This is a genomic window from Rhizobium sp. BK377, from assembly GCF_014193935.1.
GTDB lineage: Bacteria > Pseudomonadota > Alphaproteobacteria > Rhizobiales > Rhizobiaceae > Rhizobium.
Genome location: NZ_JACIAC010000001.1, coordinates 72,761 through 98,005, shown reverse-complemented (window position 1 = coordinate 98,005; position 25,245 = coordinate 72,761). Strand labels below are relative to the sequence as shown.

Annotated in this window: 26 protein-coding genes; 21 read left to right on the top strand and 5 right to left on the bottom strand. The window is 59.9% G+C overall.

Translation table 11 applies throughout. From position 1 onward, the window contains the following. Positions 1–37: 37 nt before the first annotated feature. The 13 genes from eno to FHT92_RS00390 all read left to right on the top strand — a co-directional run bounded on the left by eno (position 38) and on the right by FHT92_RS00390 (position 11,348). A complete protein-coding gene (gene eno, locus FHT92_RS00450) occupies positions 38–1,312 on the top strand; it encodes a phosphopyruvate hydratase (RefSeq protein ID WP_183747445.1) in 1,275 nt (424 codons plus the stop codon). A 145-nt stretch (positions 1,313–1,457) separates the two neighbouring features. Further along, entirely contained in the window at positions 1,458–1,778 is a 321-nt protein-coding gene (locus FHT92_RS00445; RefSeq protein WP_112547821.1) for an FtsB family cell division protein, read from the top strand. A 146-nt stretch (positions 1,779–1,924) separates the two neighbouring features. Further along, on the top strand, positions 1,925–2,971 hold the full coding sequence (pdhA, locus tag FHT92_RS00440; RefSeq protein WP_183821882.1) for a pyruvate dehydrogenase (acetyl-transferring) E1 component subunit alpha: 1,047 nt from the start codon (positions 1,925–1,927) through the stop codon (positions 2,969–2,971). Positions 2,972–2,986: 15 nt separating this feature from the next. Further along, positions 2,987–4,384 (top strand): pyruvate dehydrogenase complex E1 component subunit beta, encoded by a 1,398-nt coding sequence (locus FHT92_RS00435; RefSeq protein WP_183821880.1) that lies wholly within the window; start codon positions 2,987–2,989, stop codon positions 4,382–4,384. 15 nt (positions 4,385–4,399) lie between these two features. Continuing rightward, positions 4,400–5,755, top strand: a complete 1,356-nt coding sequence (locus tag FHT92_RS00430; RefSeq protein ID WP_183747433.1) for a pyruvate dehydrogenase complex dihydrolipoamide acetyltransferase — start codon at positions 4,400–4,402, stop codon at positions 5,753–5,755. A 21-nt stretch (positions 5,756–5,776) separates the two neighbouring features. Continuing rightward, entirely contained in the window at positions 5,777–6,418 is a 642-nt protein-coding gene (locus FHT92_RS00425) for an SGNH/GDSL hydrolase family protein (RefSeq protein WP_183747429.1), read from the top strand. Between the two features lie 2 nt (positions 6,419–6,420). After that, positions 6,421–6,999, top strand: a complete 579-nt coding sequence (locus FHT92_RS00420; RefSeq protein WP_183821878.1) for a GNAT family N-acetyltransferase — start codon at positions 6,421–6,423, stop codon at positions 6,997–6,999. A gap of 16 nt (positions 7,000–7,015) precedes the next feature. Beyond that, complete coding sequence (lpdA, locus tag FHT92_RS00415; protein WP_183821876.1) at positions 7,016–8,461, top strand: dihydrolipoyl dehydrogenase; 1,446 nt, start codon at positions 7,016–7,018, stop codon at positions 8,459–8,461. 100 nt (positions 8,462–8,561) lie between these two features. Further along, positions 8,562–8,816 (top strand): GlsB/YeaQ/YmgE family stress response membrane protein, encoded by a 255-nt coding sequence (locus tag FHT92_RS00410; RefSeq protein WP_007822459.1) that lies wholly within the window; start codon positions 8,562–8,564, stop codon positions 8,814–8,816. Positions 8,817–8,828: 12 nt separating this feature from the next. Continuing rightward, complete coding sequence (locus FHT92_RS00405; RefSeq protein ID WP_183747421.1) at positions 8,829–9,077, top strand: GlsB/YeaQ/YmgE family stress response membrane protein; 249 nt, start codon at positions 8,829–8,831, stop codon at positions 9,075–9,077. 104 nt (positions 9,078–9,181) lie between these two features. Next, positions 9,182–10,153, top strand: coding sequence for a lipoyl synthase (gene lipA / locus FHT92_RS00400; protein ID WP_183821874.1), 972 nt, complete (start codon positions 9,182–9,184; stop codon positions 10,151–10,153). 151 nt (positions 10,154–10,304) lie between these two features. Further along, positions 10,305–10,892, top strand: coding sequence for an AAA family ATPase (locus tag FHT92_RS00395; protein WP_183821872.1), 588 nt, complete (start codon positions 10,305–10,307; stop codon positions 10,890–10,892). A 9-nt stretch (positions 10,893–10,901) separates the two neighbouring features. Continuing rightward, entirely contained in the window at positions 10,902–11,348 is a 447-nt protein-coding gene (locus tag FHT92_RS00390; RefSeq protein WP_183821870.1) for a type II toxin-antitoxin system RatA family toxin, read from the top strand. A 3-nt stretch (positions 11,349–11,351) separates the two neighbouring features. Here the strand turns inward: FHT92_RS00390 and FHT92_RS00385 are convergent, their stop codons facing one another. The 3 genes from FHT92_RS00385 to FHT92_RS00375 all read right to left on the bottom strand — a co-directional run bounded on the left by FHT92_RS00385 (position 11,352) and on the right by FHT92_RS00375 (position 13,448). Further along, positions 11,352–11,657, bottom strand: a complete 306-nt coding sequence (locus FHT92_RS00385; protein ID WP_183821868.1) for a hypothetical protein — start codon at positions 11,655–11,657, stop codon at positions 11,352–11,354. Positions 11,658–11,736: 79 nt separating this feature from the next. Continuing rightward, positions 11,737–12,231, bottom strand: coding sequence for a CinA family protein (locus tag FHT92_RS00380; RefSeq protein ID WP_183821866.1), 495 nt, complete (start codon positions 12,229–12,231; stop codon positions 11,737–11,739). Then, positions 12,228–13,448, bottom strand: coding sequence for a bifunctional 2-C-methyl-D-erythritol 4-phosphate cytidylyltransferase/2-C-methyl-D-erythritol 2,4-cyclodiphosphate synthase (locus FHT92_RS00375; RefSeq protein WP_183821864.1), 1,221 nt, complete (start codon positions 13,446–13,448; stop codon positions 12,228–12,230). Before FHT92_RS00375 ends, FHT92_RS00380 begins: the two co-directional genes overlap by 4 nt. Before the next feature lie 141 nt (positions 13,449–13,589). On the opposite strand from FHT92_RS00375, the gene dusB reads away from it, so the two are divergent. From dusB to hflX, 8 genes are all read left to right on the top strand, one after another. Further along, positions 13,590–14,609 carry a tRNA dihydrouridine synthase DusB gene (gene dusB, locus FHT92_RS00370; RefSeq protein WP_183821862.1) on the top strand — a complete coding sequence of 340 codons (1,020 nt, stop codon included), beginning with the start codon at positions 13,590–13,592 and terminating at the stop codon, positions 14,607–14,609. Further along, on the top strand, positions 14,606–15,760 hold the full coding sequence (locus tag FHT92_RS00365) for a two-component system sensor histidine kinase NtrB (protein ID WP_183821860.1): 1,155 nt from the start codon (positions 14,606–14,608) through the stop codon (positions 15,758–15,760). The genes dusB and FHT92_RS00365 overlap by 4 nt, the downstream gene beginning before the upstream one ends. Next, positions 15,757–17,208 carry a nitrogen regulation protein NR(I) gene (gene ntrC, locus FHT92_RS00360; protein ID WP_183821858.1) on the top strand — a complete coding sequence of 484 codons (1,452 nt, stop codon included), beginning with the start codon at positions 15,757–15,759 and terminating at the stop codon, positions 17,206–17,208. Before FHT92_RS00365 ends, ntrC begins: the two co-directional genes overlap by 4 nt. A 181-nt stretch (positions 17,209–17,389) precedes the next feature. Next, entirely contained in the window at positions 17,390–19,657 is a 2,268-nt protein-coding gene (locus FHT92_RS00355; protein WP_183821856.1) for a sensor histidine kinase NtrY-like, read from the top strand. Next, on the top strand, positions 19,647–21,011 hold the full coding sequence (locus tag FHT92_RS00350; protein WP_183747387.1) for a sigma-54 dependent transcriptional regulator: 1,365 nt from the start codon (positions 19,647–19,649) through the stop codon (positions 21,009–21,011). Before FHT92_RS00355 ends, FHT92_RS00350 begins: the two co-directional genes overlap by 11 nt. A 61-nt stretch (positions 21,012–21,072) precedes the next feature. Next, entirely contained in the window at positions 21,073–21,936 is an 864-nt protein-coding gene (locus FHT92_RS00345) for a D-amino-acid transaminase (RefSeq protein WP_183821854.1), read from the top strand. A 110-nt stretch (positions 21,937–22,046) separates the two neighbouring features. After that, positions 22,047–22,289, top strand: coding sequence for an RNA chaperone Hfq (gene hfq / locus FHT92_RS00340; RefSeq protein WP_003539403.1), 243 nt, complete (start codon positions 22,047–22,049; stop codon positions 22,287–22,289). A 78-nt stretch (positions 22,290–22,367) separates the two neighbouring features. After that, positions 22,368–23,693: a GTPase HflX gene (gene hflX, locus FHT92_RS00335; protein ID WP_183821852.1), complete on the top strand. Its 1,326-nt coding sequence runs from the start codon at positions 22,368–22,370 to the stop codon at positions 23,691–23,693. Positions 23,694–23,713: 20 nt separating this feature from the next. Here hflX and mazG read toward each other — a convergent pair whose 3' ends face one another. Together mazG and FHT92_RS00325 are read right to left on the bottom strand one after the other, a co-directional pair. Then, positions 23,714–24,550, bottom strand: a complete 837-nt coding sequence (gene mazG / locus FHT92_RS00330) for a nucleoside triphosphate pyrophosphohydrolase (protein ID WP_183821850.1) — start codon at positions 24,548–24,550, stop codon at positions 23,714–23,716. Positions 24,551–24,556: 6 nt separating this feature from the next. Continuing rightward, positions 24,557–25,144, bottom strand: a complete 588-nt coding sequence (locus FHT92_RS00325) for a nucleoside deaminase (RefSeq protein WP_183747374.1) — start codon at positions 25,142–25,144, stop codon at positions 24,557–24,559. Between the last annotated feature and the right edge of the window lie 101 nt (positions 25,145–25,245).

Sequence of the window (25,245 nt, the reverse complement as noted above, 5' to 3'; positions counted from 1 at the left end):
TCAAACGATTTATCCATCCACCGAGCAGGAAAAAATCATGACTGCAATTACCGATATCATCGCCCGCGAGATTCTCGATAGCCGTGGCAACCCCACCGTCGAAGTCGATGTCTATCTCGAAGACGGCAGCATGGGCCGTGCGGCTGTTCCCTCGGGAGCTTCGACTGGCGCGCATGAAGCCGTCGAACTGCGCGACGGCGGCAAGCGCTATCTCGGCAAGGGTGTCGAAAAGGCTGTCGAAGCCGCAAATACCGAGATCTTCGACGCGATCGGCGGCATCGACGCTGAAAATCAGATCCAGATCGACAAGATCATGATCGAGCTTGATGGCACGCCGAACAAGTCGCGCCTCGGCGCCAATGCCATCCTCGGCGTTTCGCTCGCCGTTGCCAAGGCCGCCGCGCAGGCCTCCGGCCTGCCGCTTTACCGATACGTCGGCGGCGCTTCCGCAAGTCTGCTGCCGGTTCCGATGATGAACATTATCAACGGCGGCGCCCACGCCGATAACCCGATCGATTTCCAGGAATTCATGATCCTGCCGGTTGGTGCAGATTCGATCCGTGAAGCCGTCCGCATGGGTTCGGAAGTGTTCCATACGCTGCGTAAGGAACTCGCTGCCCAGGGACACAACACCAACGTCGGCGACGAAGGCGGTTTCGCGCCGGGCCTGAAGAGCGCTCCGGAAGCCCTCGACTTCATCATGAAATCGGTTGAGAAGGCCGGCTACAAGCCGGGTGAGGACATCTATCTCGGTCTCGATTGCGCCTCTACGGAATTCTTCAAGGACGGCAAGTATGTAATGGAAGGCGAAGGTCGCACGCTCGAACCGGGTGCAATGGCCGAATACCTCGCCGAACTCGTCGGCAAGTACCCGATCATTTCCGTCGAAGACGGCATGGCGGAAGACGATTGGGAAGGTTGGAAGACGCTGACCGATCTTGTCGGTAAGAAGTGCCAGCTCGTCGGCGATGACCTTTTCGTTACTAACTCGGCTCGTCTGCGCGACGGTATCCGCATGGGCGTTGCCAATTCGATCCTCGTCAAGGTCAATCAGATCGGCTCGCTGACGGAAACCCTCGACGCCGTCAACACCGCGCACAAGGCAGCCTACACTGCCGTCATGTCGCACCGTTCGGGCGAAACGGAAGACTCCACGATCGCCGATCTCGCGGTTGCCACCAACTGCGGCCAGATCAAGACCGGCTCGCTGTCGCGCTCGGATCGCCTTGCTAAGTACAACCAGCTGATCCGCATAGAAGAAGGTCTCGGCCCCCAGGCTCAGTATGCCGGCCGCTCCATCATCCGCGGCTAGTACGATCTTGGAAATCAGGCATTTGGAACCCGCGCTCCGGCGCGGGTTTTTTATTGAGTCTTTTCCGGAAACGCTCAGAGTCAACGAACGGTTAAACTCTGCGCGTTAAGTTGAAATGATTGGTAATGCGTCAGAGCATGAGTGTATGTGGACAAAGCATCATAAGAAGAGAAAAACCGGTCGCTTCGTCATTCCGGCCATGACGGTCGCCTTTCTCTCCTATTTCGGTTATCATTGCATTCATGGTGACTATGGTCTGCGTGCGACGGAGGCATTCGAACGCCAGCGTGTCGCGCGCGAAAAGGAATTGGCGGTGCTCAAGGCCAAGCGCGAGCATTTGGAAGCGCAGGTGGCGCTTCTCAGTGACGGCTCGCTGGACAAGGACATGCTCGACGAAAAAGCGCGATATCAGCTCAACATGTCGCGCGCGGACGAGATTGTGATTTACAACCATTACCGAAATTAACCGAATTTAGGTTAATTTAAAATTCCCATTGTTTATCAATAATTTAATGTCGAATATGAGCCATGCAAATATGGCATTGCTGTGGTCATTTTTCTTCCCTATGGTACGCGCCACCTGAGAACCGATAAACCCATAGGGAGGGTTGAATGGCGTTGCGCAAAACCGCGACCGTTTCCAGCCGCAAAACCAGTGCGAAATCTGCAGCCAAGGCATCGAATGGCGGTCCCATCGCCGATTTCGATCGCGAGGAAGAGCTGAAGGCTTATCGCGAGATGCTGCTCATCCGCCGTTTCGAGGAGAAGGCAGGCCAGTTATACGGCATGGGTTTCATCGGTGGTTTCTGTCACCTTTATATCGGCCAGGAAGCTGTCGTCGTCGGCATGCAGATGGCGCAGAAGGAAGGCGATCAGGTCATCACCGCCTATCGCGACCACGGTCATATGCTGGCCACCGGCATGGAAGCCCGCGGCGTCATGGCCGAACTGACCGGCCGCCGCAGCGGTTATTCGCGCGGCAAGGGCGGCTCCATGCACATGTTCTCCAAGGAGAAGCATTTCTACGGCGGCCACGGCATCGTCGGTGCGCAGGTGTCGCTCGGCACCGGTCTCGCCTTCGCCAACAAGTATCGCGGCAACGACTCGGTTGCTGTCGCCTATTTCGGTGACGGTGCGGCCAACCAGGGCCAGGTCTACGAAAGCTTCAACATGGCAGCACTCTGGAAACTGCCGATCATCTACATCGTCGAAAACAACCGCTACGCCATGGGCACCTCGACGGCCCGCGCCACGGCGCAGTCGAATTATTCGCTGCGCGGTTCCGGTTTCGGCATTCCCGGTGTCCAGGTCGACGGCATGGATGTGCGCGCCGTCAAGGCGGCTGCCGACGAGGCGCTCGAACATTGCCGCTCCGGCAAGGGGCCAATCATTCTGGAAATGCTGACTTATCGTTATCGTGGTCACTCCATGTCAGACCCGGCAAAGTACCGCACCAAGGAAGAAGTGCAGAAGATGCGCTCCGAGCAGGACCCGATCGAGCAGGTGCGCCTGCGCGTGATGGAAAAGGGCTGGGCGACCGAAGAGGATCTGAAGGCGATCGACAAGGAAGTCCGCGACATCGTCGCCGACAGCGCCGATTTCGCCCAAGCCGATCCGGAGCCGGATGTATCCGAGCTCTATACCGACATTCTGCTCTAATCGGGGAGGGAACCCATGCCTATCGATATCATCATGCCCGCCCTTTCTCCGACGATGGAAGAAGGCACGCTGTCCAAGTGGCTCAAGAATGAAGGCGACAAGGTCACGTCCGGTGACGTGATTGCCGAAATTGAAACCGACAAGGCGACGATGGAAGTCGAAGCCGTCGATGAAGGCGTCATCGGCAAGCTGCTGGTTCCGGCCGGCACCGAAGGTGTCAAGGTGAATGCCAAGATCGCTATCCTGCTGCAGGACGGCGAATCCGCCGACGCGATTTCTGCCGCCCCGGCTGCCGCTCAGCCGGCTCCAGTTGCCGCCCCGCAGGTCGCGCAGGAAGAGAAGCCGACGAATACTGGTTCGGCTGCCGCTCCAGTTCCGGCCGAACCCAAGACTTTCGTGCCGAATGATCCGGAAATCCCTAATGGTACCGAGATGGTGTCGATGACGGTGCGTGAAGCGCTTCGCGATGCCATGGCTGAAGAAATGCGCGCCGATGACAACGTCTTCGTCATGGGCGAAGAGGTCGCCGAATATCAGGGCGCCTACAAGGTGACCCAGGGTCTTCTGCAGGAGTTCGGCGCTCGCCGCGTTATCGACACGCCGATCACCGAACACGGTTTTGCCGGCGTCGGCGTCGGTGCTGCCATGGCCGGCCTGAAGCCGATCGTCGAGTTCATGACCTTCAACTTCGCCATGCAGGCGATCGACCAGATCATCAACTCCGCTGCGAAGACGCTCTACATGTCTGGCGGCCAGATGGGCGCTCCGATCGTCTTCCGCGGCCCGAATGGCGCTGCTGCCCGCGTCGGCGCCCAGCACAGCCAGGACTACGCGGCCTGGTACAGCGCGATCCCAGGTCTGAAGGTCGTCATGCCCTACACGGCATCCGACGCCAAGGGTCTGCTGAAGGCTGCGATCCGGGATCCGAACCCGGTCGTCTTCCTCGAAAACGAAATTCTCTACGGCCAGCATTTCGATGTGCCGAAGCTTGATAATTTCGTTCTGCCGATAGGCAAGGCCCGCATCCATCGTCCGGGCAAGGATGCCACCGTCGTCTCCTTCGGCATCGGCATGACCTATGCGACGAAGGCAGTCGCCGAGCTTGAAAAGCTCGGCATCGATGTCGAACTGATCGATCTGCGCACGCTTCGTCCGATGGATCTTCCGACCGTGATCGAATCGGTCAAGAAAACCGGCCGCCTGGTCACCGTCGAGGAAGGCTATCCGCAGAATTCCGTCGGCACCGAAGTCGCCACCCGCGTCATGCAGCAGGCCTTCGACTACCTCGATGCGCCGATCCTGACGATTGCAGGCAAGGACGTTCCGATGCCTTACGCCGCCAATCTCGAGAAGCTCGCGCTTCCGAATGTCGGCGAAGTGGTCGATGCGGTGAAAGCCGTTTGCTACAAATAAGGGGAGGGCCTTTCCATGCCGATCAATATCACGATGCCCGCCCTCTCTCCGACCATGGAAGAAGGCAATCTGGCCAAGTGGCTGGTCAAGGAAGGCGATAAGGTCAAGTCCGGCGATGTGATCGCCGAGATTGAAACCGACAAGGCGACGATGGAAGTCGAAGCTGTCGACGAAGGCACTGTTGCCAAGATCGTCGTTCCGGCCGGTACCGAAGGCGTGAAGGTCAATGCCCTGATCGCCGTTCTCGCCGCCGATGGCGAAGATGTCGCCGCTGCTGCAAGCGGCGCCGGCTCTGCCGCTCCGGCACCGAAGGCTGCCCCTGCTCCGGCTCAGGCCGAAACAAAGGCTGAGGTCGCACCTGCTCCGGCACCGTCGGCTCCGGCCGCTGTTCCTGCGCCGGCTGCAGTCTCTGCGAACGGCGCGCGCACGTTCTCCTCTCCGCTTGCCCGCCGCCTTGCCAAGGAAGCCGGTATCGATATTTCCGCCGTTGCCGGCACCGGCCCGCATGGCCGCGTCGTCAAGAGCGATATCGAGGCTGTCGCAGCAGGTGGTGGCGCCAAAGCTGCCCCGGCTGCTGCTGCGGCTGCCCCGCAGGCTGCTGCACCGGCCCCAGCCGCTGCCGCTCCGAAGGGCGCTTCGGACGAAGCCGTGCTCAAGCTCTTCGAGCAGGGCTCCTACGAGCTCGTGCCGCATGACGGCATGCGCAAGACGATCGCCCGCCGCCTTGTCGAATCCAAGCAGACCGTTCCGCATTTCTACGTTTCGGTCGATTGTGAACTCGACGCGCTGATGGCGCTGCGTGCCCAGCTGAACGATGCCGCTCCCCGCAAGGACGGCGCTCCGGCATACAAGCTCTCTGTCAACGACATGGTCATCAAGGCCATGGCTTTGGCCTTGCGCGATGTGCCTGACGCCAACGTCTCGTGGACTGAAAGCGCCATGGTCAAGCACAAGCACGCCGATGTCGGCGTGGCCGTCTCCATCCCCGGCGGCTTGATCACTCCGATCGTCCGCAAGGCCGAGGAGAAGACGCTCTCCGTCATCTCAAACGAGATGCGTGATCTCGGCAAGCGTGCGAAGGACCGCAAGCTGAAGCCCGAGGAATATCAGGGCGGCACGACGTCGGTCTCCAATATGGGCATGATGGGCGTGAAGAATTTCGCAGCCGTCATCAATCCGCCGCATGCGACGATCCTCGCAGTCGGCGCGGGTGAGCAGCGCGTCATCGTCAAGAACGGCGAAATGGCGATTGCGACGGTCATGACCGTGACGCTGTCGACCGATCATCGTTGCGTTGACGGCGCTCTCGGTGCCGAGCTGCTGCAGGCCTTCAAGGGCTACATCGAAAATCCGATGGGCATGCTGGTCTAAGCAGGACGCGGGAGGGCGGACATGACGAAGACTGTTCTTTGCTATGGTGACTCGCTGACCTGGGGGTATGACGCCGACACGATCGGCCGTCATGCCTACGAGAACCGCTGGCCGAGCGTGCTTCAGGCAACGCTCGGAAGCGAGGCTCGCGTCATCGCGGAAGGCCTGAACGGCCGCACCACCGCCTTTGACGACCATCTTGCCGATTGCGATCGCAATGGCGCACGCATTCTGCCGACCATCCTGCAGACGCATGCGCCGCTCGATCTCGTCATTCTGCTGCTTGGCACCAACGACATGAAGCCGGTTGTCGCAGGCTCGGCTTTTGCCGCATGTCAGGGTATCGGCCGTCTGGTGCGGCTGATCCGCAATCATGCCTGGCCCTTCGAATTCGATGGACCGGATATCCTGATCGTGGCGCCGCCGGCGATCTGCGAGACGGGCAATGTGCCCTTCGCAGCATCTTTCCCCGGCGGAATCGAGGAATCGGCAAAGCTTCCCACGCTTTACCGTGACCTTGCCGATGAACTCGGCTGTGGCTTCTTCGACGGCAATTCCGTCGCAAGGACCACGCCGCTCGACGGCATTCACCTTGATGCGGAGAATACGCGTGCGCTCGGGCGTGGTCTTGAGCCGATCGTGCGGATGATGCTGGGCCTTTGAAGGTGGCCGCCTTCCTTGCCCTCCGGAAAGCCTCTCGTAGGGATGCTTCGGAACTGGCGATTCTGGCGGATATCGCGTCGCACGGCTTTGCTTCGTGGCTCTGGTTTGCCGATGTTGCAAGCGGCATGAGCGACACGCCGCTGGAGCGAGGCCGGCTGAAGATGGGCGACGAGGCGCTCGGCGGCTGGAAGAATGCCGTCATCGGCGAGGCCTATGACGAGATCGCTGGAATGGCGATCGGCTATGAAGTGGATGAAGGCATACGCGATCTCGAAGCGCGGCATCCGGCCATAGAGCCGATGCTGGCGATGCAGAGATCGGTGATCGGGAACTGGTTTATCGGCAGCCTCGCGGTCTATCGCCATATGCGCGGCATCGGTATCGGCAAAAGGCTGCTCGAAGACCAGATAGAAAAGGCGGATGGATTGCCGGTTAGCCTGATCACGTCGGATGGTAACGAAGCGGCACTGTCGCTTTACGGAAGAAACGGATTTTCGGAAGCGGCGCGCATGGATGCCGTGCCGCTCTTCGACAACAGCAAGAAGCACGCATGGGTTTTGATGACCCGCGCGGGAGCGTAACAAAGGCAGGAAAGCAATGGCTCAATCCTACGACGTCATCGTCATCGGCTCCGGTCCCGGCGGTTATATCGCCGCCATCCGCGCAGCGCAGCTCGGCCTCAAGGTCGCCTGCGTCGAGCGCGAACATCTCGCTGGCATCTGCTCAAACTGGGGCTGCATCCCAACCAAGGCGCTGCTGCGCTCGGCAGACGTCCTTCATACCGCCCAGCATGGCAAGGACTACGGCCTCGTGCTGGAAGGCACGATCAAGCCCGACATAAAGGCGATCGTCACCCGTTCACGCGGCATCGCACATCGCATGAACAACGGCGTCGGTTTCCTGTTCAAGAAGAACAAGGTCGATGTTATCTGGGGCGAAGCCAAGATCACCAAACCCGGCGAGATTGTCGTTTCAAAGACGACGAAGAAACCGATGGAGCCGATGGGGCCGGTGCCGAAGAATGCGCTGGGCGAGGGTACTTACACCGCCAAGCACATCATCGTTGCGACCGGCGCCCGTCCGCGCGCCCTGCCGGGCATCGAGCCGGACGGCACGCTGATCTGGACCTATTTCGAAGCGATGAAGGCCGACGAACTGCCGAAGTCCCTGCTCGTCATGGGCTCGGGCGCTATCGGCATCGAATTCGCAAGCTTCTATCGTACCATGGGCGTCGACGTCACTGTCGTCGAAATCATGAGCCAGGTCATGCCTGTCGAGGATGCGGAAATCTCCGCGCTCGCCAAGAAGCAGTTCGAACGCCAGGGCATGAAGATCCACCTGGAGGCCAAGGTCGCCAAGGTGGAGAAGGGCGCCAACTCGATCACCGCCACCATCGAGAAGAAGGATGGCACGACCGAGACCATCACCGCTGACCGCATGATCTCGGCCGTCGGCGTGCAGGCCAATATCGAAGGCATCGGCCTTGAGGCCGTCGGCGTGAAGACCGATCGCGGCTTCATCGCCATCGACGGCTACGGCAAGACCAACGTGCCTGGCATTTACGCAATCGGTGATGTCGCCGGCGCGCCGCTTCTCGCCCACAAGGCCGAGCATGAGGGCGTCATCTGCGTCGAAAAGATCGCGGGCTTGCCGAATGTTCATCCGATGGACAGGCAGAAGATCCCCGGCTGCACCTATTGCAACCCGCAGGTCGCCTCCGTCGGCCTGACCGAAGCCAAGGCCAAGGAACTGGGTCGCGATATCCGCGTCGGCCGCTTTCCCTTCAGCGCCAACGGCAAGGCTGTCGCGCTCGGCGAGGACCAGGGTCTGGTCAAGACCATCTTCGACAAGAAGACCGGCGAATTGCTTGGCGCCCACATGGTCGGCGCCGAAGTCACCGAACTCATTCAGGGCTTCGTTGTCGCCATGAACCTGGAAACGACCGAAGAAGAACTGATGCACACAATCTTCCCGCATCCGACCATTTCGGAGACGATGAAGGAAAGCGTGCTCGATGCTTACAGCCGCGTTCTGAACGCTTGATAATTTCCTTGGCCGCTCTTTATCCCGTGGTGGCAAAAAGCCATCCACAGGATGGAAAATCCATCCCCGGATAGGCTGGAAAAAACGAAAGGAAATCATCATGTCTATGGGCACGCAGTCGCTTCTCATCTTTCTGCTGATCGGCCTGGTCGCGGGCTTTCTCGCAAGCCTGGTCGTCGGCGGAGGTGGGTTGATACGATGCCTCCTGAGCGGCATCATCGGCGCGTTCGTGGGCGGGTTTCTGTTCAATGCGCTGGGGATCTCGCTGGGCATTGAAAATGCATTGGTGGTTCAGATCATCCACGCAACAGTCGGCGCCATTGTCGTGGTGCTGATTGCAAGGGCGATAGCATAGGGCAAGGGATAGATGGAAGGCGTCGGCTGGATTTCGGCAATCATCATCGGCGGACTTGCAGGCTGGCTTGCGGGCAAGCTGATGGAAGCGCGTTACGGCATATTGCTGAACATCGTGCTCGGCATTGTCGGCTCGGTCGTGGCCACCGCCATCCTGGCGCAGTTCCATATCGAGGTTGCTGGCGGAAGATTCGGCTATTTCGTGACGGGCTTCGTCGGCGCCTGCCTACTGATATTCTTCGCGCGGCTGGTTCGAAGATAAGTGCGAAGACAGGGCGCATCTTTTCAGATCGAAAGATTTGAATAAACGAACGATGCGCAATATGACAATCCGAGCCGCATGGGGCGGCGGAAAGTTGAACTGACATGGTCACCATTCTCGACACGATCAATTCAGACGCAAAGCGCGTGCGGCATCCGGAAAAGGCGCATCGCCCGGATACGGAAGTCCTGCGCAAGCCGGACTGGATTCGTGTGAAGGCGCCGACCTCGAAAGGATACGCCGAAACCCGTTCGATCGTGAAGGAGCACAAGCTCGTCACCGTCTGCGAAGAAGCGGGCTGCCCGAATATCGGCGAGTGCTGGGACAAGAAGCATGCCACCTTCATGATCATGGGCGAGATCTGTACGCGCGCTTGCGCCTTCTGCAACGTCGCGACCGGCAAGCCGAACGCGCTCGACATGGCAGAGCCCGAAAACGTCGCAAAGGCCGTCAAGCAGATGGGCCTCAGCCACGTCGTCATCACCTCTGTCGATCGTGACGATCTGGAAGACGGCGGCGCCGAGCATTTCGAAAAGGTGATCTGGGCAATCCGTGCCGCATCGCCGCTGACGACGATCGAAATCCTGACGCCCGACTTCCTGAAGAAGCCCGGCGCTTTGGAACGCGTTGTCGCCGCCAAGCCCGATGTCTTCAACCACAATATGGAAACGGTCGCCGGCAACTACCTGACGGTTCGTCCTGGCGCACGCTATTTCCATTCCATCCGCCTGCTGCAGCGCGTGAAGGAACTCGACCCCACCATGTTCACCAAGTCGGGCATCATGGTCGGCCTCGGTGAAGAACGGAACGAAGTTCTTCAGCTCATGGATGACCTGCGCACCGCCGATGTCGATTTCCTGACGATCGGCCAGTACCTGCAGCCGACCCGCAAGCACCACAAGGTCGAAAGCTTCGTCACGCCGGAAGAGTTCAAGTCCTACGAGACGGTCGCCTACACCAAGGGCTTCCTGATGGTCGCTTCCAGCCCGTTGACGCGCTCCTCGCACCATGCCGGCGACGACTTCGCCCGCCTGAGGGCGGCACGCGAGAAGAAGCTGCTGCTGGCTGCGGAATAAGACCTTACCTCTTGGTTTGATGGGACCGCGGCGATTTTTTGCCGCGGTCTTTCTTTGTGCGCTTCGTTGTCATCTTCGGGTCATGTGAAGCAGCTAGCCAGCACGCCGCTTTCCCGGTTGCCGTCGGCAAACGGCTAGGAGGACTGGAAGTATGCAAGGGCAGGCCGACCAAACGATCAACTATGTCGATGACGTCTTTGCTGCCGGCCGGATCCGTGACGCAAGGCGCATCATGGTCATCGGCTGCTCGGGCGGCGGCAAGTCGACGCTTGCGCAGAAGCTGGCGCGCCGGTTCGAACTGACCTATCTCTCGATCGACCGCGATATTCTTTGGCTGCCCGGCTGGGTCGAGCGCAGCAAGGAAGAGCAGCGCGAGCGGATCGTCGAAAGGATCGCCGGCGAGCGCTGGATCATGGACGGCACCAATACCTCCACTTTCGATATCCGCCTGCCGCGCACCGATATCGTCATCTGGGTGCGCATGCCGCGCCTGCTCTGCGTCTGGGGTGTGATGACGCGCTGGTTGAAGCATCTCGGCCGCACGCGTCCGGAAATGGCGCCCGGTTGCATCGAAAAGGTCGATTGGCAGTTTCTGGAGTTCATCTGGACTTTCGAAGAAAAATTTACGCCGAGAGTCAAAGCCGCGATCGCCGCCCATGGGCCGCATGTACCGGTTTTGCAGGTGAAATCCCGCCGCCAGATGCGCGCGCTTCTTGATCTTCTCCGTGTGCCAGCTTAACTGCGCTTCATGCCGCAATTCGAAACGCATCGCTCCGTCCCGCACACGCCCGACCAGATGTTCGACCTCGTCGCAGATGTCGAGCGGTATCCGCAATTCCTGCCGCTCTGCGAAGCCCTGTCGGTGAAGAACCGCAAGGAGCGCGACGGCAAGGAGTTGCTGATCGCCGACATGACGGTCGGCTACAAGGCAATCCGCGAAACCTTCACCACCCAGGTTCTGCTCAACAGGGCCGAGCGCGTCATCGATGTCAAATATATCGACGGCCCGTTCCGCTACCTCGACAATCGCTGGCGGTTCGTTGAGGCAGAAGGCCACGGCTGCACAGTCGATTTCTTCATCGACTATGAGTTCAAGAGCCGCATTCTCGGCGCGCTCATGGGATCAATGTTCGACAGGGCTTTCCGCATGTTCACGGAAGCCTTCGAAAAACGGGCGGCAACGATCTACGGCTGATAGTCAGCGATCGAAGAAATGGTCGAAGATCTGTGTCGCGGGATAGGCGTACGCACCGCGATCGGTGAAGCTGTAGCGATAGAGGCAGCCTCTGAGTGCCGCGTTGTAGAGCAGGCTGGTGGTATCAGGCGATCCGCGATAGCCCAGCGCTTCCGGCTCGCAGCGACCGAGCGCATGATCATATTTGCGCAGCAGAACCGGATCGGAATCCACCCGCACGCCGCCATAAACCTGATAGTTGGATGGTGCTTCAGCCGCAGAAACGCAGGCGAGGCTCAAGACGACACCGATGCATGCGAAATATCTCATTTGACTGGTTCCTCAAAACCGGCTCTTGCCTGGACGCGGCAGAAACTGAAATTTCCGCCTTTTGTTCCGTCACTCAAAATCACACAATTTCGATAAGCATTTGAAGTGCCGTGCGGATCGTTTCGATCCGGACGTCCGTGCGGCCAATGTCTCCGTAGAGCATCTTACGATGGACAAGCTTACCCGAACGCGATTTCGCCGCAAGATGCACTAGCCCGACCGGCTTTTCCGGCGATCCGCCGCCGGGACCCGCAATACCCGTCACAGCGACCGCCAGATGGGCGCGTGAGCGGAAGAGGGCGCCATGCACCATCTGCCGGGCCGTCTCCTCTGAAACCGCGCCGAAACGGATGAGCGTCTCTTCCTGCACGCCGAGCATCTGCATCTTGGCGGTGTTGGTATAGGTCACGAAGCCACGGTCGACGACAGCGGACGATCCTGAAATCTCCGTGAGCGCGCCGGCAATCAGTCCGCCGGTGCAGGACTCTGCCGTCGACACCATCAGGCCCGCAGCCGTGAAATTGTGGATGATGTTTTCCGCCACCGAAGTGATATCTGCGGGAAACAGGCTCATCGCTTGTTGCCTCCATAGACGACGGTTGCCGTTGCGATCGCGGCAATTCCCTCGCGACGGCCGACGAAACCGATCTTCTCGTTGGTGGTGGCTTTCACCGAGCAGCGCTCGATGTCGATGCCGAGGAATTCCGAAAGATTGGCGCGCATGGCTTCGCGATGCGGCCCGACCCTTGGCGCTTCCGCAATCAACGAGACGTCCGCATTGGTGATGGTGCCGCCATGATCGCGCACGATTTTTGCGGCATGTTCGATAAAGATACGGGAGGCCGCCCCCTTCCATTGCGGATCGGATGGCGGGAAATGATCGCCGATATCTCCGGCGCCGCAGGTGGCAAGCAGCGCGTCCGTCAGCGCATGCAGCGCCACATCCGCATCCGAATGGCCCTTGAGCTTCTGGTCGTGCGGAATGAAGACGCCGCAGAGCGTAACGCCGTCGCCGGGCTCAAGCTGATGCACGTCATAGCCGTTGCCGGTGCGCACATCCGGGATACGAGCGTTTGAGAGCTTGTCGTCGGCCATGGTTATATCGCTTCTGACTGTCAGCTTGACGTTGGCCGGTGCACCCTCGACGATAGTTACAGGAATACCGAGCCACTCGGCAATCGAGGCATCGTCTGTGAAATCCGTCCTGCCACTCGCCGCCGCCTTCTCATGCGCTTCAAGAATGGCGGCAAAATCGAAGGATTGCGGTGTCTGCGCCGCATAGAGCTGGTCGCGCGGAATAGTCTTGGCTACGGTTCCGTCGCTGCCGGCTCGCTTCAGCGTATCGGCGATCGGCACGGCAGGCAGCACTGCCGTCGCGCCGGCCGAAAGCCTATCCGCGATCCGGTCGAGAAGCTGGTGATCGAAGAAGGGCCGCACCGCGTCATGGATTAGCACATGGCTGACGCCCTTATCCCTGAGGTGCCGAAGACCGGCCAGCACCGATTGCTGCCGGGTCGCGCCGCCGTGAACCGTGTCAATCGGTGTGGCGGAGATGATGTGCCGGGACGCTCTTGCGAAGAGTGCTTCGTCATCCGGGTGAATGACGACGACGATGTGCGTTGCCGCTTCCCATGTCATGAAATTTTCAAGCGTGTGGACGATAACCGGCTTGCCGCCTATCATCCGGTACTGCTTGGGGCCTTCCTCGTGCGATCCGGCGCGTTCACCGCGGCCCGCCGCAACGACGACAATTCCAGCCGATATCGGTTGCTTACTATGCATTTGCAGCATAAATCCCTGAAATATGCGGAATAGATGTCAGTTGCTCTATCGTCTTGCTCGGACCTTTTCCAGCATTTGCCCAAAAAATATCAATTCGGGCTCGACCCTCTTGGCAAGCCGTAGAACTATGGCTAAAAATAATGCAGCTACATGGTGTGCCTGAAAGATAGTCATTTGATTTCCAAAGATCTCGCAACGCCTTTTCGAATCGGACCCGTGTCCGTGCGGAACCGCGTTGTGCTTGCGCCTATGTCGGGTGTCACGGACATGCCGTTCCGTCAGCTTGCCTGGCGCCATGGCGCAGGCCTCGTCGTGACCGAAATGGTGGCAAGCCGGGAACTGGTGAATGACACTGTCGAATCCTGGTCGCGCCTGCGGGCTGCCGGCTTTCGTCCTCACATGGTGCAGCTCGCCGGTCGCGAGGCATATTGGATGGCCGAAGCCGCCAAGATCGCGGCCGATCATGGCGCCGATATCATCGACATCAATATGGGCTGCCCGGCCAAAAAGGTCATCGGTGGCTATTCCGGTTCGGCACTGATGCGCGACCCGGATCATGCGCTCGAGCTTGTCGAGGCTACCGTCAAGGCTGTCGATATCCCCGTGACGCTGAAGATGCGTCTCGGCTGGGACGAAAATTCCATTAACGCGCCCCATATAGCCATGCGGGCCGAAGAGGCGGGTGTCAAACTCATCACCATCCATGGCCGCACCCGCATGCAGTTTTATACGGGCAGGGCGGATTGGGATGCCATTCGCCTCGTACGCGATGTCATTTCCGTGCCGCTGATCGCCAATGGCGATGTTGAGACGGCTGAGGATGCGCAGGAGATCCTGCGCCGATCGGGCGCCGATGCTGTCATGATCGGCCGCGGCAGCCAGGGCAGGCCGTGGCATGCCGGTGTGCTGGCAGGTGCCCGTGAACCCGAGCGCGAGGAGATCGCTGCCATTGCCGTCGAGCACTATCGCATGATGCTGGAATTCTATGGCGAGGCTGTTGCCGTCAGGCACGCCCGCAAACATCTCGGCTGGTATCTGGAGCGTTTCGCGCCGGATCTTCCGGGCGAGCAAAAGGCTGCGATCATGACATCGCGCGATCCTATTGATGTGATTGCTCGCTTCAGCGATGCGATAGCGGCAGGTGCGGTAGAGCGGCGGGAGGCTGCATGAGCACGGACGGCACAGCTTCTTCCGAGAACGCAGTCAACACGATGGCAATGGCGGTGCTGAACGCCATCCAGAATCCCGTCGTCATGGTGGATGAGGGCGGTTTCATCGCCTTTGCGAACTGGGAAGCCGAAGCCTTCTTCGGCGCCAGCGCTGCGCATCTCTCCCGCTACCGCATCTCGACCTTCATCCCCTTCGGCAGCCCGCTTCTCGCGCTGATCGATCAGGTGCGCGAACGCAAGGCACCCGTCAACGAATACCGCGTCGATCTGAGCTCACCGCGCCTCGGCCAGGACAAGCTCGTCGATCTCTATGTCGCGCCTGTCATCGCCGAGCCGGGCTCGGTCGTCGTCGTCTTCCAGGAACGGTCGATGGCAGACAAGATCGACCGGCAGCTGACGCATCGCGCAGCCGCCCGCTCGGTCACGGGTCTCGCTTCCATGCTCGCGCATGAGATCAAGAACCCGCTTTCCGGTATCCGGGGCGCCGCCCAGCTTCTCGAACAGTCCGTCATCGACGACGACCGCGCCCTGACGCGGCTGATCTGCGACGAGACGGATCGCATCGTCTCGCTGGTCGATCGCATGGAAGTCTTTTCCGACGAGCGCCCAGTCGACCGTGTGCCGGTCAATATCCATTCGGTGCTCGATCACGTGAAGGCCGTTGCCAAGGCAGGCTTCGCCCGCAATATCCGCGTCACCGAGAATTACGACCCGTCGCTACCGGCCGTCTACGCCAATCGCGACCAGCTCGTGCAGGTTTTCCTCAATCTGGTGAAGAACGCTGCCGAAGCCGTTGGTGACCGGCCGGATGGTGAGATCATCCTGACGACGGCCTATCGTCCCGGCATCCGTCTTTCGGTCGCCGGCACGCGTGAGAAAATCTCGCTGCCGCTGGAATTCTGCGTCATCGACAACGGTCCCGGCGTGCCGACGGACCTGCTGCCGCATCTTTTCGACCCCTTCATCACCACCAAGACCAATGGCAGCGGTCTCGGTCTCGCCCTCGTTGCCAAGATCATCGGCGATCACGGCGGCATCATCGAATGTGACAGCCAGAACAACCGCACGATTTTTCGCGTCCTCATGCCGGCCTCCAAGGATGCCTCGCTTGATGACGCCGGTATTGCAAGCTCGACAGGACCCAATAGATGACAGCCACGATCCTCGTTGCAGATGACGATGCGGCCATCCGCACGGTGCTCAATCAGGCCCTGAGCCGCGCCGGTTATGATGTGCGCATCACTTCCAATGCCGCGACGCTGTGGCGCTGGGTTTCGGCCGGCGAGGGCGATCTCGTCGTGACCGACGTCGTCATGCCGGATGAGAACGCCTTCGACCTTCTGCCCCGCATCAAGAAGGCGCGGCCGGACCTGCCCGTTCTCGTCATGAGCGCGCAGAACACCTTCATGACGGCGATCAAGGCGTCGGAAAAGGGCGCCTATGATTACCTGCCCAAGCCCTTCGACCTCACGGAGCTGATCGGTATCATCGGCCGGGCGCTCGCCGAACCGAAGAGAAAACCGGCCAAGCTTGATGACGACACGCAGGACGGCATGCCGCTTGTCGGCCGCTCGGCGGCGATGCAGGAAATCTACCGCGTTCTCGCCCGTCTCATGCTGACGGACCTGACGCTGATGATCACCGGCGAGTCCGGTACTGGCAAGGAGCTTGTGGCGCGTGCGCTGCACGATTACGGCAAGCGCCGCAACGGCCCCTTCGTCGCCATCAACATGGCCGCCATCCCGCGCGACCTCATTGAATCTGAACTCTTCGGCCACGAGAAGGGCGCCTTCACCGGTGCGCAGACCCGCTCCACCGGTCGTTTCGAACAGGCTGAAGGCGGCACGCTGTTCCTCGATGAAATCGGCGATATGCCGATGGATGCCCAGACGCGTCTTCTGCGCGTGCTGCAGCAGGGCGAATATACGACCGTCGGCGGCCGCACGCCGATCCGCACCGACGTGCGGATCGTGGCGGCAACCAACAAGGATCTGAAGCAGGCAATCAATCAGGGCCTGTTCCGCGAAGACCTCTATTACCGACTCAATGTCGTGCCGCTGCGCCTGCCGCCGCTGCGCGATCGTGCGGAAGATATCCCGGACCTCGTCCGCCATTTCGTCCAGCAGGCCGAAAAGGAGGGCCTCGGCTCCAAACGTTTCGATCAGGAGGCGCTGGAGCTGATGAAGGCCTATGCCTGGCCCGGCAACGTGCGCGAACTGGAGAACCTTATCCGCCGCCTGATGGCTCTTTATCCACAGGATGTCATCACCCGCGAAATCATCGACGCCGAGCTTCGCTCTGATGTCCCCGATAGCCCGATCGACAAGGGCCCGATCCGCAGCGGCACGATGACGATTGCCCAGGCGGTCGAAGAGAACATGCGTACCTATTTCGCCAGTTTCGGCGAAAACCTGCCGCCGCCGGGCCTTTACGATCGCATATTAACCGAGATGGAATATCCGTTAATACTTGCGGCATTAACGGCCACCCGCGGCAACCAGATCAAAGCCGCCGATTTGCTGGGCCTGAACCGCAATACGCTGCGCAAAAAGATCCGCGAACTCGGCGTTTCCGTCTACAGAAGCTCCCGTACCGCCTGACCTTCGACCTTGACATTGTGGCAAAGTGCGTTGCATTTTCGCCACAATGCGTTGCTTAAAGGTCACGCATAGGGTTGGACATTCGCCCACGATCGAGCCGTTTGAACGCCGGTTTTCGCAAACCGGCGTTGGTCGGGCTTCTCGTTGGGCGCGACGGCACTGCTGTTCGAAGAGAGGCTGAATGGACGAAGAAGGGGTATCGCCGGGAACGGCGAACGAGTCGGTGACAACGGTGACCGATCGTCGTGCCCTGTTTGCCGTACCCGGTCTGGTGCTTGCCGGCGGCGCCTTGGTGTGCGCAACCGTCACACTCTTCGTGCTGCTCGGCGTAACGCCGATTGCCCCGACCTCGCACGTCGTTATCGGCTCGGTCGTCATCAATTCCTTTTTCGTCCTTGGCCTGATCGCGCTGATCGGTCGTGAATTTGCGCGGCTTTTCAAGGCCCGCACGCGCGGACGCGCGGCTGCCCGCCTGCATATCCGTATCGTGGTGCTCTTCTCGATTGTCGCGATCACGCCGGCGATCCTTGTTGCGATCTTTGCCAGTATCACGCTGAATGCCGGCCTCGACCGCTGGTTTGCGCTTAGGACTCAGGCGATCGTCAGCTCCTCCCGCAATATCGGCCAAGCTTACATGCTGGAAAACGCCAGCTATCTGCAGGGCCAGACGGTGTCGATGGCAAACGACCTTGAGCGCAATCGCGCGCTTTACAGCCTGGACAAGACCGGCTTCGGGGAATTGATGACCCGCCAGGCAAGGGGCCGCGGTCTTCTCGGCGCCTTCCTTGTCGAGCGTGACGGCTCAGTTATCGTCCAGGCCGACATCGCTACGGAAAAGCCGTTGCCAGCCATCCCCCAGGATGCGCTGGAAAAGGCTGCTGCCGGCCAGCCGACGCTGATCCCGCCCGGTGTGACCAACCTTGTCGGCGCCATTATCAGACTCGAGTCTATCCCCGGAACCTTCCTCTATACGGTGCGCGCCGTCGACCCCAAGGTCATGAATGCTATGCGCATGATGGAGGAGAACGCCACCGAATATCGTTCGATGGAAGCCGGCCGCGTCTCGCTGCAGATCGCCTTTGCGGTTCTCTATATCGGCTTCGCGCTGATCGTGCTGCTGGCGGCGATCTGGACTGCGATTGCGGTGGCCGATCGCATCGTGCGGCCGATCCGCCTGCTGATTACCGCTGCCGATAGCGTCGCATCCGGCAACATGGATATCGTCGTACCGGTTCATGCGGTCGATGGCGACGTTGCCAGCCTGTCGCGCACCTTCAACAAGATGATCTCGGAAATCCGCACACAGCGTGACGAGATCCTGGAGGCGAAGGACGAGGTAGATGATCGCCGCCGCTTCATCGAGGCCGTGCTCTCGGGTGTGACGGCTGCCGTCATCGGCGTCGAGCAGGACCGGCGCATTACCATCGTCAACAGTTCTGCCGAGACCCTAATGGCGTTGCGGGCCGATGAATTGCTCGGCAAGCAATTGTCGGAAGTCGCGCCCGAAGTGGATCAGGTGCTGACGGAGGCCGCCGCACGTTACCGTGGCGATTTCCGCAAGCAGATCGCGCTGGTGCGCGGCGGCACGGTGCGCACGCTCAGCGTCCAGGTGACCCGCGAAGAAGTGCGAGATCTCAGCGAATCCTACGTCATTACGCTCGATGACATCACGGATCTCGTGATTGCCCAGCGCTCTACCGCCTGGGGCGATGTTGCGCGCCGCATCGCTCACGAGATCAAAAATCCGCTGACGCCGATCCAGCTCTCGGCCGAACGTATCCGCCGCCGCTACGGTAAGCAGATTGACGAAAACGACCGCGCCGTCTTCGACCAGTGTACAGACACGATCATCCGCCAGGTTGGCGATATCGGCCGCATGGTCGACGAATTCTCGGCCTTTGCCCGCATGCCGAAGCCGACGAAGGAGCTGAGCGACCTGCGTGCCATCCTTCACGATGCGATCTTTCTGCGCGAGATGGGCAACAATCACATCTCCTTCCTGCAGGAGCTTGGCGAGGAACGGCTGGAAGGCGCCTTCGACAGCCGCATGCTGGGTCAAGCCTTCGGCAATCTCATCAAGAACGCCGTGGAAGCAATCGAAGCCGTGCCGAGCGAGGAACGCGAATCGCGCAAGATCCTCGTCCGCGCCTCTCTGGACGAAGCGCGCGACCGCTTCACTGTCGATATTATCGATAATGGCCGCGGCCTGCCTGTAGAGAACCGCCACAGCATTCTGGAACCCTATATGACGATGCGTGAGAAAGGCACCGGCCTTGGCCTCGCCATCGTCAAGAAGATCATCGAGGAACATGGCGGGCAGCTCGAACTGCATGATGCACCCGCAGATTTTGACCAGGGAAGAGGAGCCATGATCCGCGTGCATCTGCCACGCCGCGACGTGGCCACAGCCTCGGCAGCCAGTGACAAGGAAAGCGTTTATGGCCTCTGATATTCTCGTCGTCGACGATGAACATGACATTCGCGAGATCGTTGCCGGTATCCTGTCCGATGAGGGTCACGAGACGCGTATGGCGCATGACAGCGACAGCGCGCTGGCGGCAATTTCCGACCGTGTGCCGCGCCTTGTCTTTCTCGATATCTGGATGCAGGGCAGCAAGCTCGACGGCCTCACGCTGCTGGACGAAATCAGGACGCGCCATCCCGAGCTTCCCGTGGTGATGATATCAGGCCACGGCAATATCGAGACGGCTGTCTCCGCCATCAAGCGCGGCGCCTTCGACTTTATCGAAAAGCCGTTCAAGGCCGACCGCCTGATCCTGATCGCCGAGAGGGCATTGGAAAATTCCAAGCTGAAGCGTGAAAACATCGAGCTGAAGCGCCGCGCCGGCGATGCGCTGGAGCTGATCGGCACCTCGGTCGCCGTCTCGCAGTTGCGCCAGACGATCGAAAAGGTCGCCCCCACCAATAGCCGCATCATGATTTTCGGTGCATCCGGCTCCGGCAAGGAACTTGTGGCGCGCATGATCCACAAGAAGTCGACGCGCGCCAACGGTCCCTTCGTCGCGCTGAACGCGGCCAACATCACGCCCGACCGCATGGAAGTGGCGCTGTTCGGCACCGAGGGTGCACCGGGGCAGGCGCGCAAGATCGGCGCGCTCGAAGAAGCCCATCGCGGCATCCTCTATCTCGATGAAGTCGGAGAAATGCCGCGCGAGACGCAGAACAAGATCCTGCGCGTGCTGGTCGACCAGCAGTTCGAACGCGTCGGCGGCTCCAAACGCGTCAAGGTCGATGTGCGCATCATCTCCTCGACCGCCTACAATCTGGAAAGCCGCATCGCGGAGGGCTGGTTCCGCGAGGATCTCTATCATCGCCTGGCTGTCGTGCCGGTGCGTGTGCCGCAGCTTTCCGAGCGTCGGGAGGATATTCCGTTCCTGGTCGATCAGCTCATGCGCCAGATTTCCGAACAGGCGGGCATCCGTCCCCGCCGCATCGGCGATGACGCTATGGCCGTGCTGCAGGCCCATGACTGGCCCGGCAATATCCGCCAGCTCCGCAACAATATCGAGCGGCTGATGATCCTTGCCCGCACCGATGGTCCCGATGCGCCGATCACCGCGGACATGCTCCCGACCGATCTCGGTGACATGCTGCCGAAGGTTTCAGCCAAGAACGACTACCACATCATGACCTTGCCGCTACGCGAAGCCCGCGAGATGTTCGAAAAGGATTATCTGATTGCTCAGATCAATCGCTTCGGTGGCAACATTTCCCGTACGGCGGAATTCGTCGGCATGGAACGCTCGGCGCTGCATCGCAAGCTGAAGTCGCTTGGCGTCTGATGCTTCTGCGGCGCGGCTTGGGTCGCGCCGATACTTTCCTTTTGCCTGAAGCAGGGTTTCAATGCCAAGAATTGCCTATGTGAATGGACGTTATGTGCCGCACTCCAACGCCATGGTGCATGTAGAGGATCGCGGCTATCAGTTTGCTGATGGGGTCTATGAAGTCTGCGAGGTCCGCCACGGCATGATCGTCGACTTGACTCGACATCTGAACCGTCTCGATCGCTCCCTCGGCGAGTTGCGCATTGCCTGGCCGATGAGCCGGGCAGCACTGACGCAAGTGATTCGGGAAACACTGCGCCGCAACCACGTCCGCAACGGCCTGTTCTATCTGCAGGTGACGCGCGGCGTCGCACGCCGCGACCATGTCTTCCCTGTTGAAGGCACGCCGCCGTCCGTCGTAGTGACGGCCAAGAGCACGGATCCATCCATCATCGCCAGGAAGAATGCCACTGGCATCAAGGCGATCACCGTTCCGGACAACCGCTGGGACCGAGTCGACATCAAGTCGGTCGGGCTATTGTCGAACGCCCTTGCGCGCCAGCAGGCCAAGGAAGCAGGTGCCCAGGAAGCGATCTATATCGATGCCGAGGGCATGGTGAAGGAAGGGGCTGCAACCAATGTCTGGATCGTCGATGCCGACGGTACGGTGGTAACGCGGCCTGCCGACCATGGCATCCTGCGGGGTATCACGCGTACGACTCTCATCGATGTTGCAGCCAAATTGGGGGTTGAAATCGTCGAACGAAAGTTCTCCGTTTCGGAGATGATGGCAGCTCGGGAGGTCTTCATTACCGCAGCCACAAGCATTTGTTTTCCAGTGGTTTCCATTGATGGACAGGCGATTGCGAATGGTCATCCCGGAAGCCTCTCGCAGAATATTCGGGAAGCCTTTTTCGACGTTGCGGAAAAGATTACGATTTGATACCAAGATTTGCTGGACAGGTGGAATGAGGGTGCCACCTGCCTTGCTGGTGAGGTTGATTGATATTCTACCGGCTTGATCAGGCCGGCAATAAAGAAAGAAGCGGCGCGATGGCGGAACGTTCTCAGAATCTGCAGGACTTATTTCTCAATACTGTACGCAAGCAAAAGATTTCCCTGACAATCTTTCTGATTAACGGCGTAAAGCTCACGGGTGTTGTCACGTCTTTCGACAATTTCTGTGTTTTGCTTCGCCGTGACGGCCATTCGCAGCTCGTGTATAAGCATGCGATCTCGACCATCATGCCTGGTCAGCCAATGCAGATGTTCGAGAGCGAAGAAGCAGCTTCGTAACCAAGGCCAGCCGTTATTTCGACACGCGATACAAAGAACGATTCCATCATCCCTGAGGCAGATAAGCACAGGGATGACATGCGCGCGACCGTCGTCGTGCCAGTGCTGAAGTCGCGCTCGCGCGGCGGACAGACCGAGTCGGCTTCGACCCGCACGCCCGAAAGCCGTCTCGACGAAGCGACCGGTTTGGCTCAGGCGATCGATCTCGATGTCGTCAACGCTTCCATCGTCTCTGTCAACGATCCGCGCCCGGCAACGCTGCTCGGCACGGGCAAGATCGAAGAGATCAAGAGCCAACTCGATGAGCGTGATTCAGGGCTGGTCATTGTCGATCACCCGCTAACGCCGGTTCAGCAGCGTAATCTCGAAAAGGAATGGAACGCCAAGGTCATCGACCGGACGGGCCTGATCCTCGAAATTTTCGGCCGCCGCGCTTCCACCAAGGAAGGCACGCTGCAGGTCGATCTTGCTCATCTGAACTACCAGAAGGGCCGGCTGGTCCGAAGCTGGACCCACCTTGAACGCCAGCGCGGCGGTGGCGGGTTCATGGGCGGTCCGGGTGAAACCCAGATCGAAGCCGACCGGCGTCTGCTGCAGGATCGCATCATCAAGCTCGAACGCGAGTTGGAGCAGGTGGTGCGCACCCGCCAGCTGCACCGCGCCAAGCGCCGGAAGGTGCCGCATCCGATCGTGGCGCTCGTCGGTTACACCAACGCCGGCAAGTCGACGCTGTTCAACCGCATCACCGGGGCAGGGGTTCTCGCTGAAGACATGCTCTTCGCCACGCTCGACCCGACACTGCGCCGCATGAAGCTGCCACATGGCCGCACTGTCATCCTGTCCGATACCGTCGGCTTCATCTCCGATCTGCCGACCCATCTGGTCGCCGCCTTCCGCGCGACCTTGGAAGAGGTACTGGAAGCCGATCTTGTCCTGCATGTGCGCGATATGTCCGATGTGGACAATCAGGCCCAGAGCGCCGACGTGCTGCGTATTCTCAACGATCTCGGCATCGACGAGGCCGAAGGCGAGCGCCGCATTCTCGAAGTGTGGAACAAGATCGACCGGCTCGAGCCCGAAGCCCATGACGCCATGGTGCAGAAGTCCTCCGGCATGAAGAATGTCATTGCCGTTTCCGCCATCAGCGGCGAGGGCGTGGACACGCTGATGGAGGAAATCAGCCGCCGTTTGTCCGGCGTCATGACGGAAACGACCATCACACTGCCCGTTGACAAGCTGGCGTTATTGCCCTGGCTCTACGACCATGCCGTCGTCGACAGCCGCGAGAATAACGAAGACGGCTCGGTAACGCTGGAACTGCGGCTGTCCGAGACGGAAGCTGCGGAGCTTGAACGTCGCGTCGGCAATGGTCCGAAGCCCGCAAAGGAAGACTGGGACCGGTAAAGCGCCGAAGGTTCGGTGCTTCACTCCGCCCCAGCCCGCTCGATTGCCTTGGCTGCCTGCCAGATCTCTTCCATCCGCTCTAGGCTGGCCGCCTCCAGACTCTCGCCTTCCACATCAAGAACCTGTTCTATGTGATTGAATCGACGTCGGAACTTTGTATTTGTTCCGCGCAGTGCCTGTTCCGGATCGGCCTTTACATGCCGGCCGATGTTAACGACGGCGAAGATCAGGTCGCCGAGTTCGTCGCTGACCTTTGATTTATCGCCCCCACGAAGCGCAACACGCAGCTCGTCGATCTCCTCCTCGATCTTGTCGAGAATCGGTTCGGGTGCCGACCAGTCGAATCCGACCTTGGCGGCGCGTTCCTGGAGCTTCAACGCTTCCGTCAGCGCCGGAAAACTGCGTTGCACCGAGCCGAGGAAGCCCGCCTTGAAATCTTCAGTAATACCGCGCCGCGCCCGGCGCTCCGTGCGCTCGCGCTTTTCCGCCTGCTTGATCTCGTCCCACTGCTTCTTCACGGCATCGGGCGTATCCGCATCCGAACGGGCAAAGACATGTGGGTGGCGGCGGATCATCTTGCGGGTAATGGCTTCCACCACATCGCCGAACGAGAACTCCCCGGCTTCTTCGGCCATGCGTGCATGAAAGACCACCTGCAGCAGCAGGTCGCCGAGTTCGTCGCAGAGATCGTCCATATCCTCGCGCTCGATCGCGTCGGCAACCTCGTAGGCTTCCTCGATAGTATAAGGCTTGATGGTCGCGAAATTCTGCTCGATGTCCCACGGGCAGCCGGTCTCGGGATCGCGAAGCGCAGCCATGATCTCGATGAGGCGCGAAATGTCTTTCGAAGGTTCCATGGTCTCTCAGCTCAGCGGAATGTCGTTGGTGCTCTTGGTCGCCTGATAGGCGTCGGAGAGGGCGGCGTAGCGCGATTTGATCCGCGCTGTCTGCGCCTTGAGTTCGGCCTTCAGCGCAGCATCCTCGGTCTCGACGAGATCGGCGATCGCAAAGCTCTTCCAGAAGGCGTTCTGCCGCCTGTAACCGCCTGGCTCGAGCCCGAAGACTTCCTTCAGGATTTTCAGATCATGCGGGATGGCAAATCTGTCGCGGGAATCTTCATGGTTGAAGAAATAGTAGAAATTGTCGAAGCCGGCCCAGGTGATCGCCGACATGCACATGGTGCAGGGTTCATGCGTGGAGAGAAAGATCAGGTCTTTCGTCGCCGGCTTATCGGTGAGTTCGTAGAAGCGTTTAAGCGTGTGAACTTCGCCGTGCCAGAGCGGGTTTTCGAGTTCGTTGTTGGTTTCGGCGACGATGAGCGCAAGATCGGATTTACGCAGGATAGCCGCGCCGAACACCTTGTTGCCGGAGGCGACGCCGACTTCCGTTATCGGCAGGATATTGTCTTCCATGACCTGCAGAAGGCGGTTAGCGATTGTCTTTTCCGGCATGAAATTCTCCCGTTTTGCCTATCCTAGCGCCCTACGGAATGAAGCGGAATGCATAAGTCCGATGCTTGGCACTTTGCCACAGGCTTTATGGGCCTCGTTTC

Coding starts and splice junctions, on each gene's coding strand:
- eno (WP_183747445.1), top strand. CDS start 38: ATGACTGCAATTACCGATATCATCGCCCGCGAGATTCTCGATAGCCGT.
- FHT92_RS00445 (WP_112547821.1), top strand. CDS start 1,458: ATGTGGACAAAGCATCATAAGAAGAGAAAAACCGGTCGCTTCGTCATT.
- pdhA (WP_183821882.1), top strand. CDS start 1,925: ATGGCGTTGCGCAAAACCGCGACCGTTTCCAGCCGCAAAACCAGTGCG.
- FHT92_RS00435 (WP_183821880.1), top strand. CDS start 2,987: ATGCCTATCGATATCATCATGCCCGCCCTTTCTCCGACGATGGAAGAA.
- FHT92_RS00430 (WP_183747433.1), top strand. CDS start 4,400: ATGCCGATCAATATCACGATGCCCGCCCTCTCTCCGACCATGGAAGAA.
- FHT92_RS00425 (WP_183747429.1), top strand. CDS start 5,777: ATGACGAAGACTGTTCTTTGCTATGGTGACTCGCTGACCTGGGGGTAT.
- lpdA (WP_183821876.1), top strand. CDS start 7,016: ATGGCTCAATCCTACGACGTCATCGTCATCGGCTCCGGTCCCGGCGGT.
- FHT92_RS00410 (WP_007822459.1), top strand. CDS start 8,562: ATGTCTATGGGCACGCAGTCGCTTCTCATCTTTCTGCTGATCGGCCTG.
- FHT92_RS00405 (WP_183747421.1), top strand. CDS start 8,829: ATGGAAGGCGTCGGCTGGATTTCGGCAATCATCATCGGCGGACTTGCA.
- lipA (WP_183821874.1), top strand. CDS start 9,182: ATGGTCACCATTCTCGACACGATCAATTCAGACGCAAAGCGCGTGCGG.
- FHT92_RS00395 (WP_183821872.1), top strand. CDS start 10,305: ATGCAAGGGCAGGCCGACCAAACGATCAACTATGTCGATGACGTCTTT.
- FHT92_RS00390 (WP_183821870.1), top strand. CDS start 10,902: ATGCCGCAATTCGAAACGCATCGCTCCGTCCCGCACACGCCCGACCAG.
- FHT92_RS00385 (WP_183821868.1), bottom strand. CDS start 11,657: ATGAGATATTTCGCATGCATCGGTGTCGTCTTGAGCCTCGCCTGCGTT.
- FHT92_RS00380 (WP_183821866.1), bottom strand. CDS start 12,231: ATGAGCCTGTTTCCCGCAGATATCACTTCGGTGGCGGAAAACATCATC.
- FHT92_RS00375 (WP_183821864.1), bottom strand. CDS start 13,448: ATGCTGCAAATGCATAGTAAGCAACCGATATCGGCTGGAATTGTCGTC.
- dusB (WP_183821862.1), top strand. CDS start 13,590: ATGGTGTGCCTGAAAGATAGTCATTTGATTTCCAAAGATCTCGCAACG.
- FHT92_RS00365 (WP_183821860.1), top strand. CDS start 14,606: ATGAGCACGGACGGCACAGCTTCTTCCGAGAACGCAGTCAACACGATG.
- ntrC (WP_183821858.1), top strand. CDS start 15,757: ATGACAGCCACGATCCTCGTTGCAGATGACGATGCGGCCATCCGCACG.
- FHT92_RS00355 (WP_183821856.1), top strand. CDS start 17,390: ATGGACGAAGAAGGGGTATCGCCGGGAACGGCGAACGAGTCGGTGACA.
- FHT92_RS00350 (WP_183747387.1), top strand. CDS start 19,647: ATGGCCTCTGATATTCTCGTCGTCGACGATGAACATGACATTCGCGAG.
- FHT92_RS00345 (WP_183821854.1), top strand. CDS start 21,073: ATGCCAAGAATTGCCTATGTGAATGGACGTTATGTGCCGCACTCCAAC.
- hfq (WP_003539403.1), top strand. CDS start 22,047: ATGGCGGAACGTTCTCAGAATCTGCAGGACTTATTTCTCAATACTGTA.
- hflX (WP_183821852.1), top strand. CDS start 22,368: ATGCGCGCGACCGTCGTCGTGCCAGTGCTGAAGTCGCGCTCGCGCGGC.
- mazG (WP_183821850.1), bottom strand. CDS start 24,550: ATGGAACCTTCGAAAGACATTTCGCGCCTCATCGAGATCATGGCTGCG.
- FHT92_RS00325 (WP_183747374.1), bottom strand. CDS start 25,144: ATGCCGGAAAAGACAATCGCTAACCGCCTTCTGCAGGTCATGGAAGAC.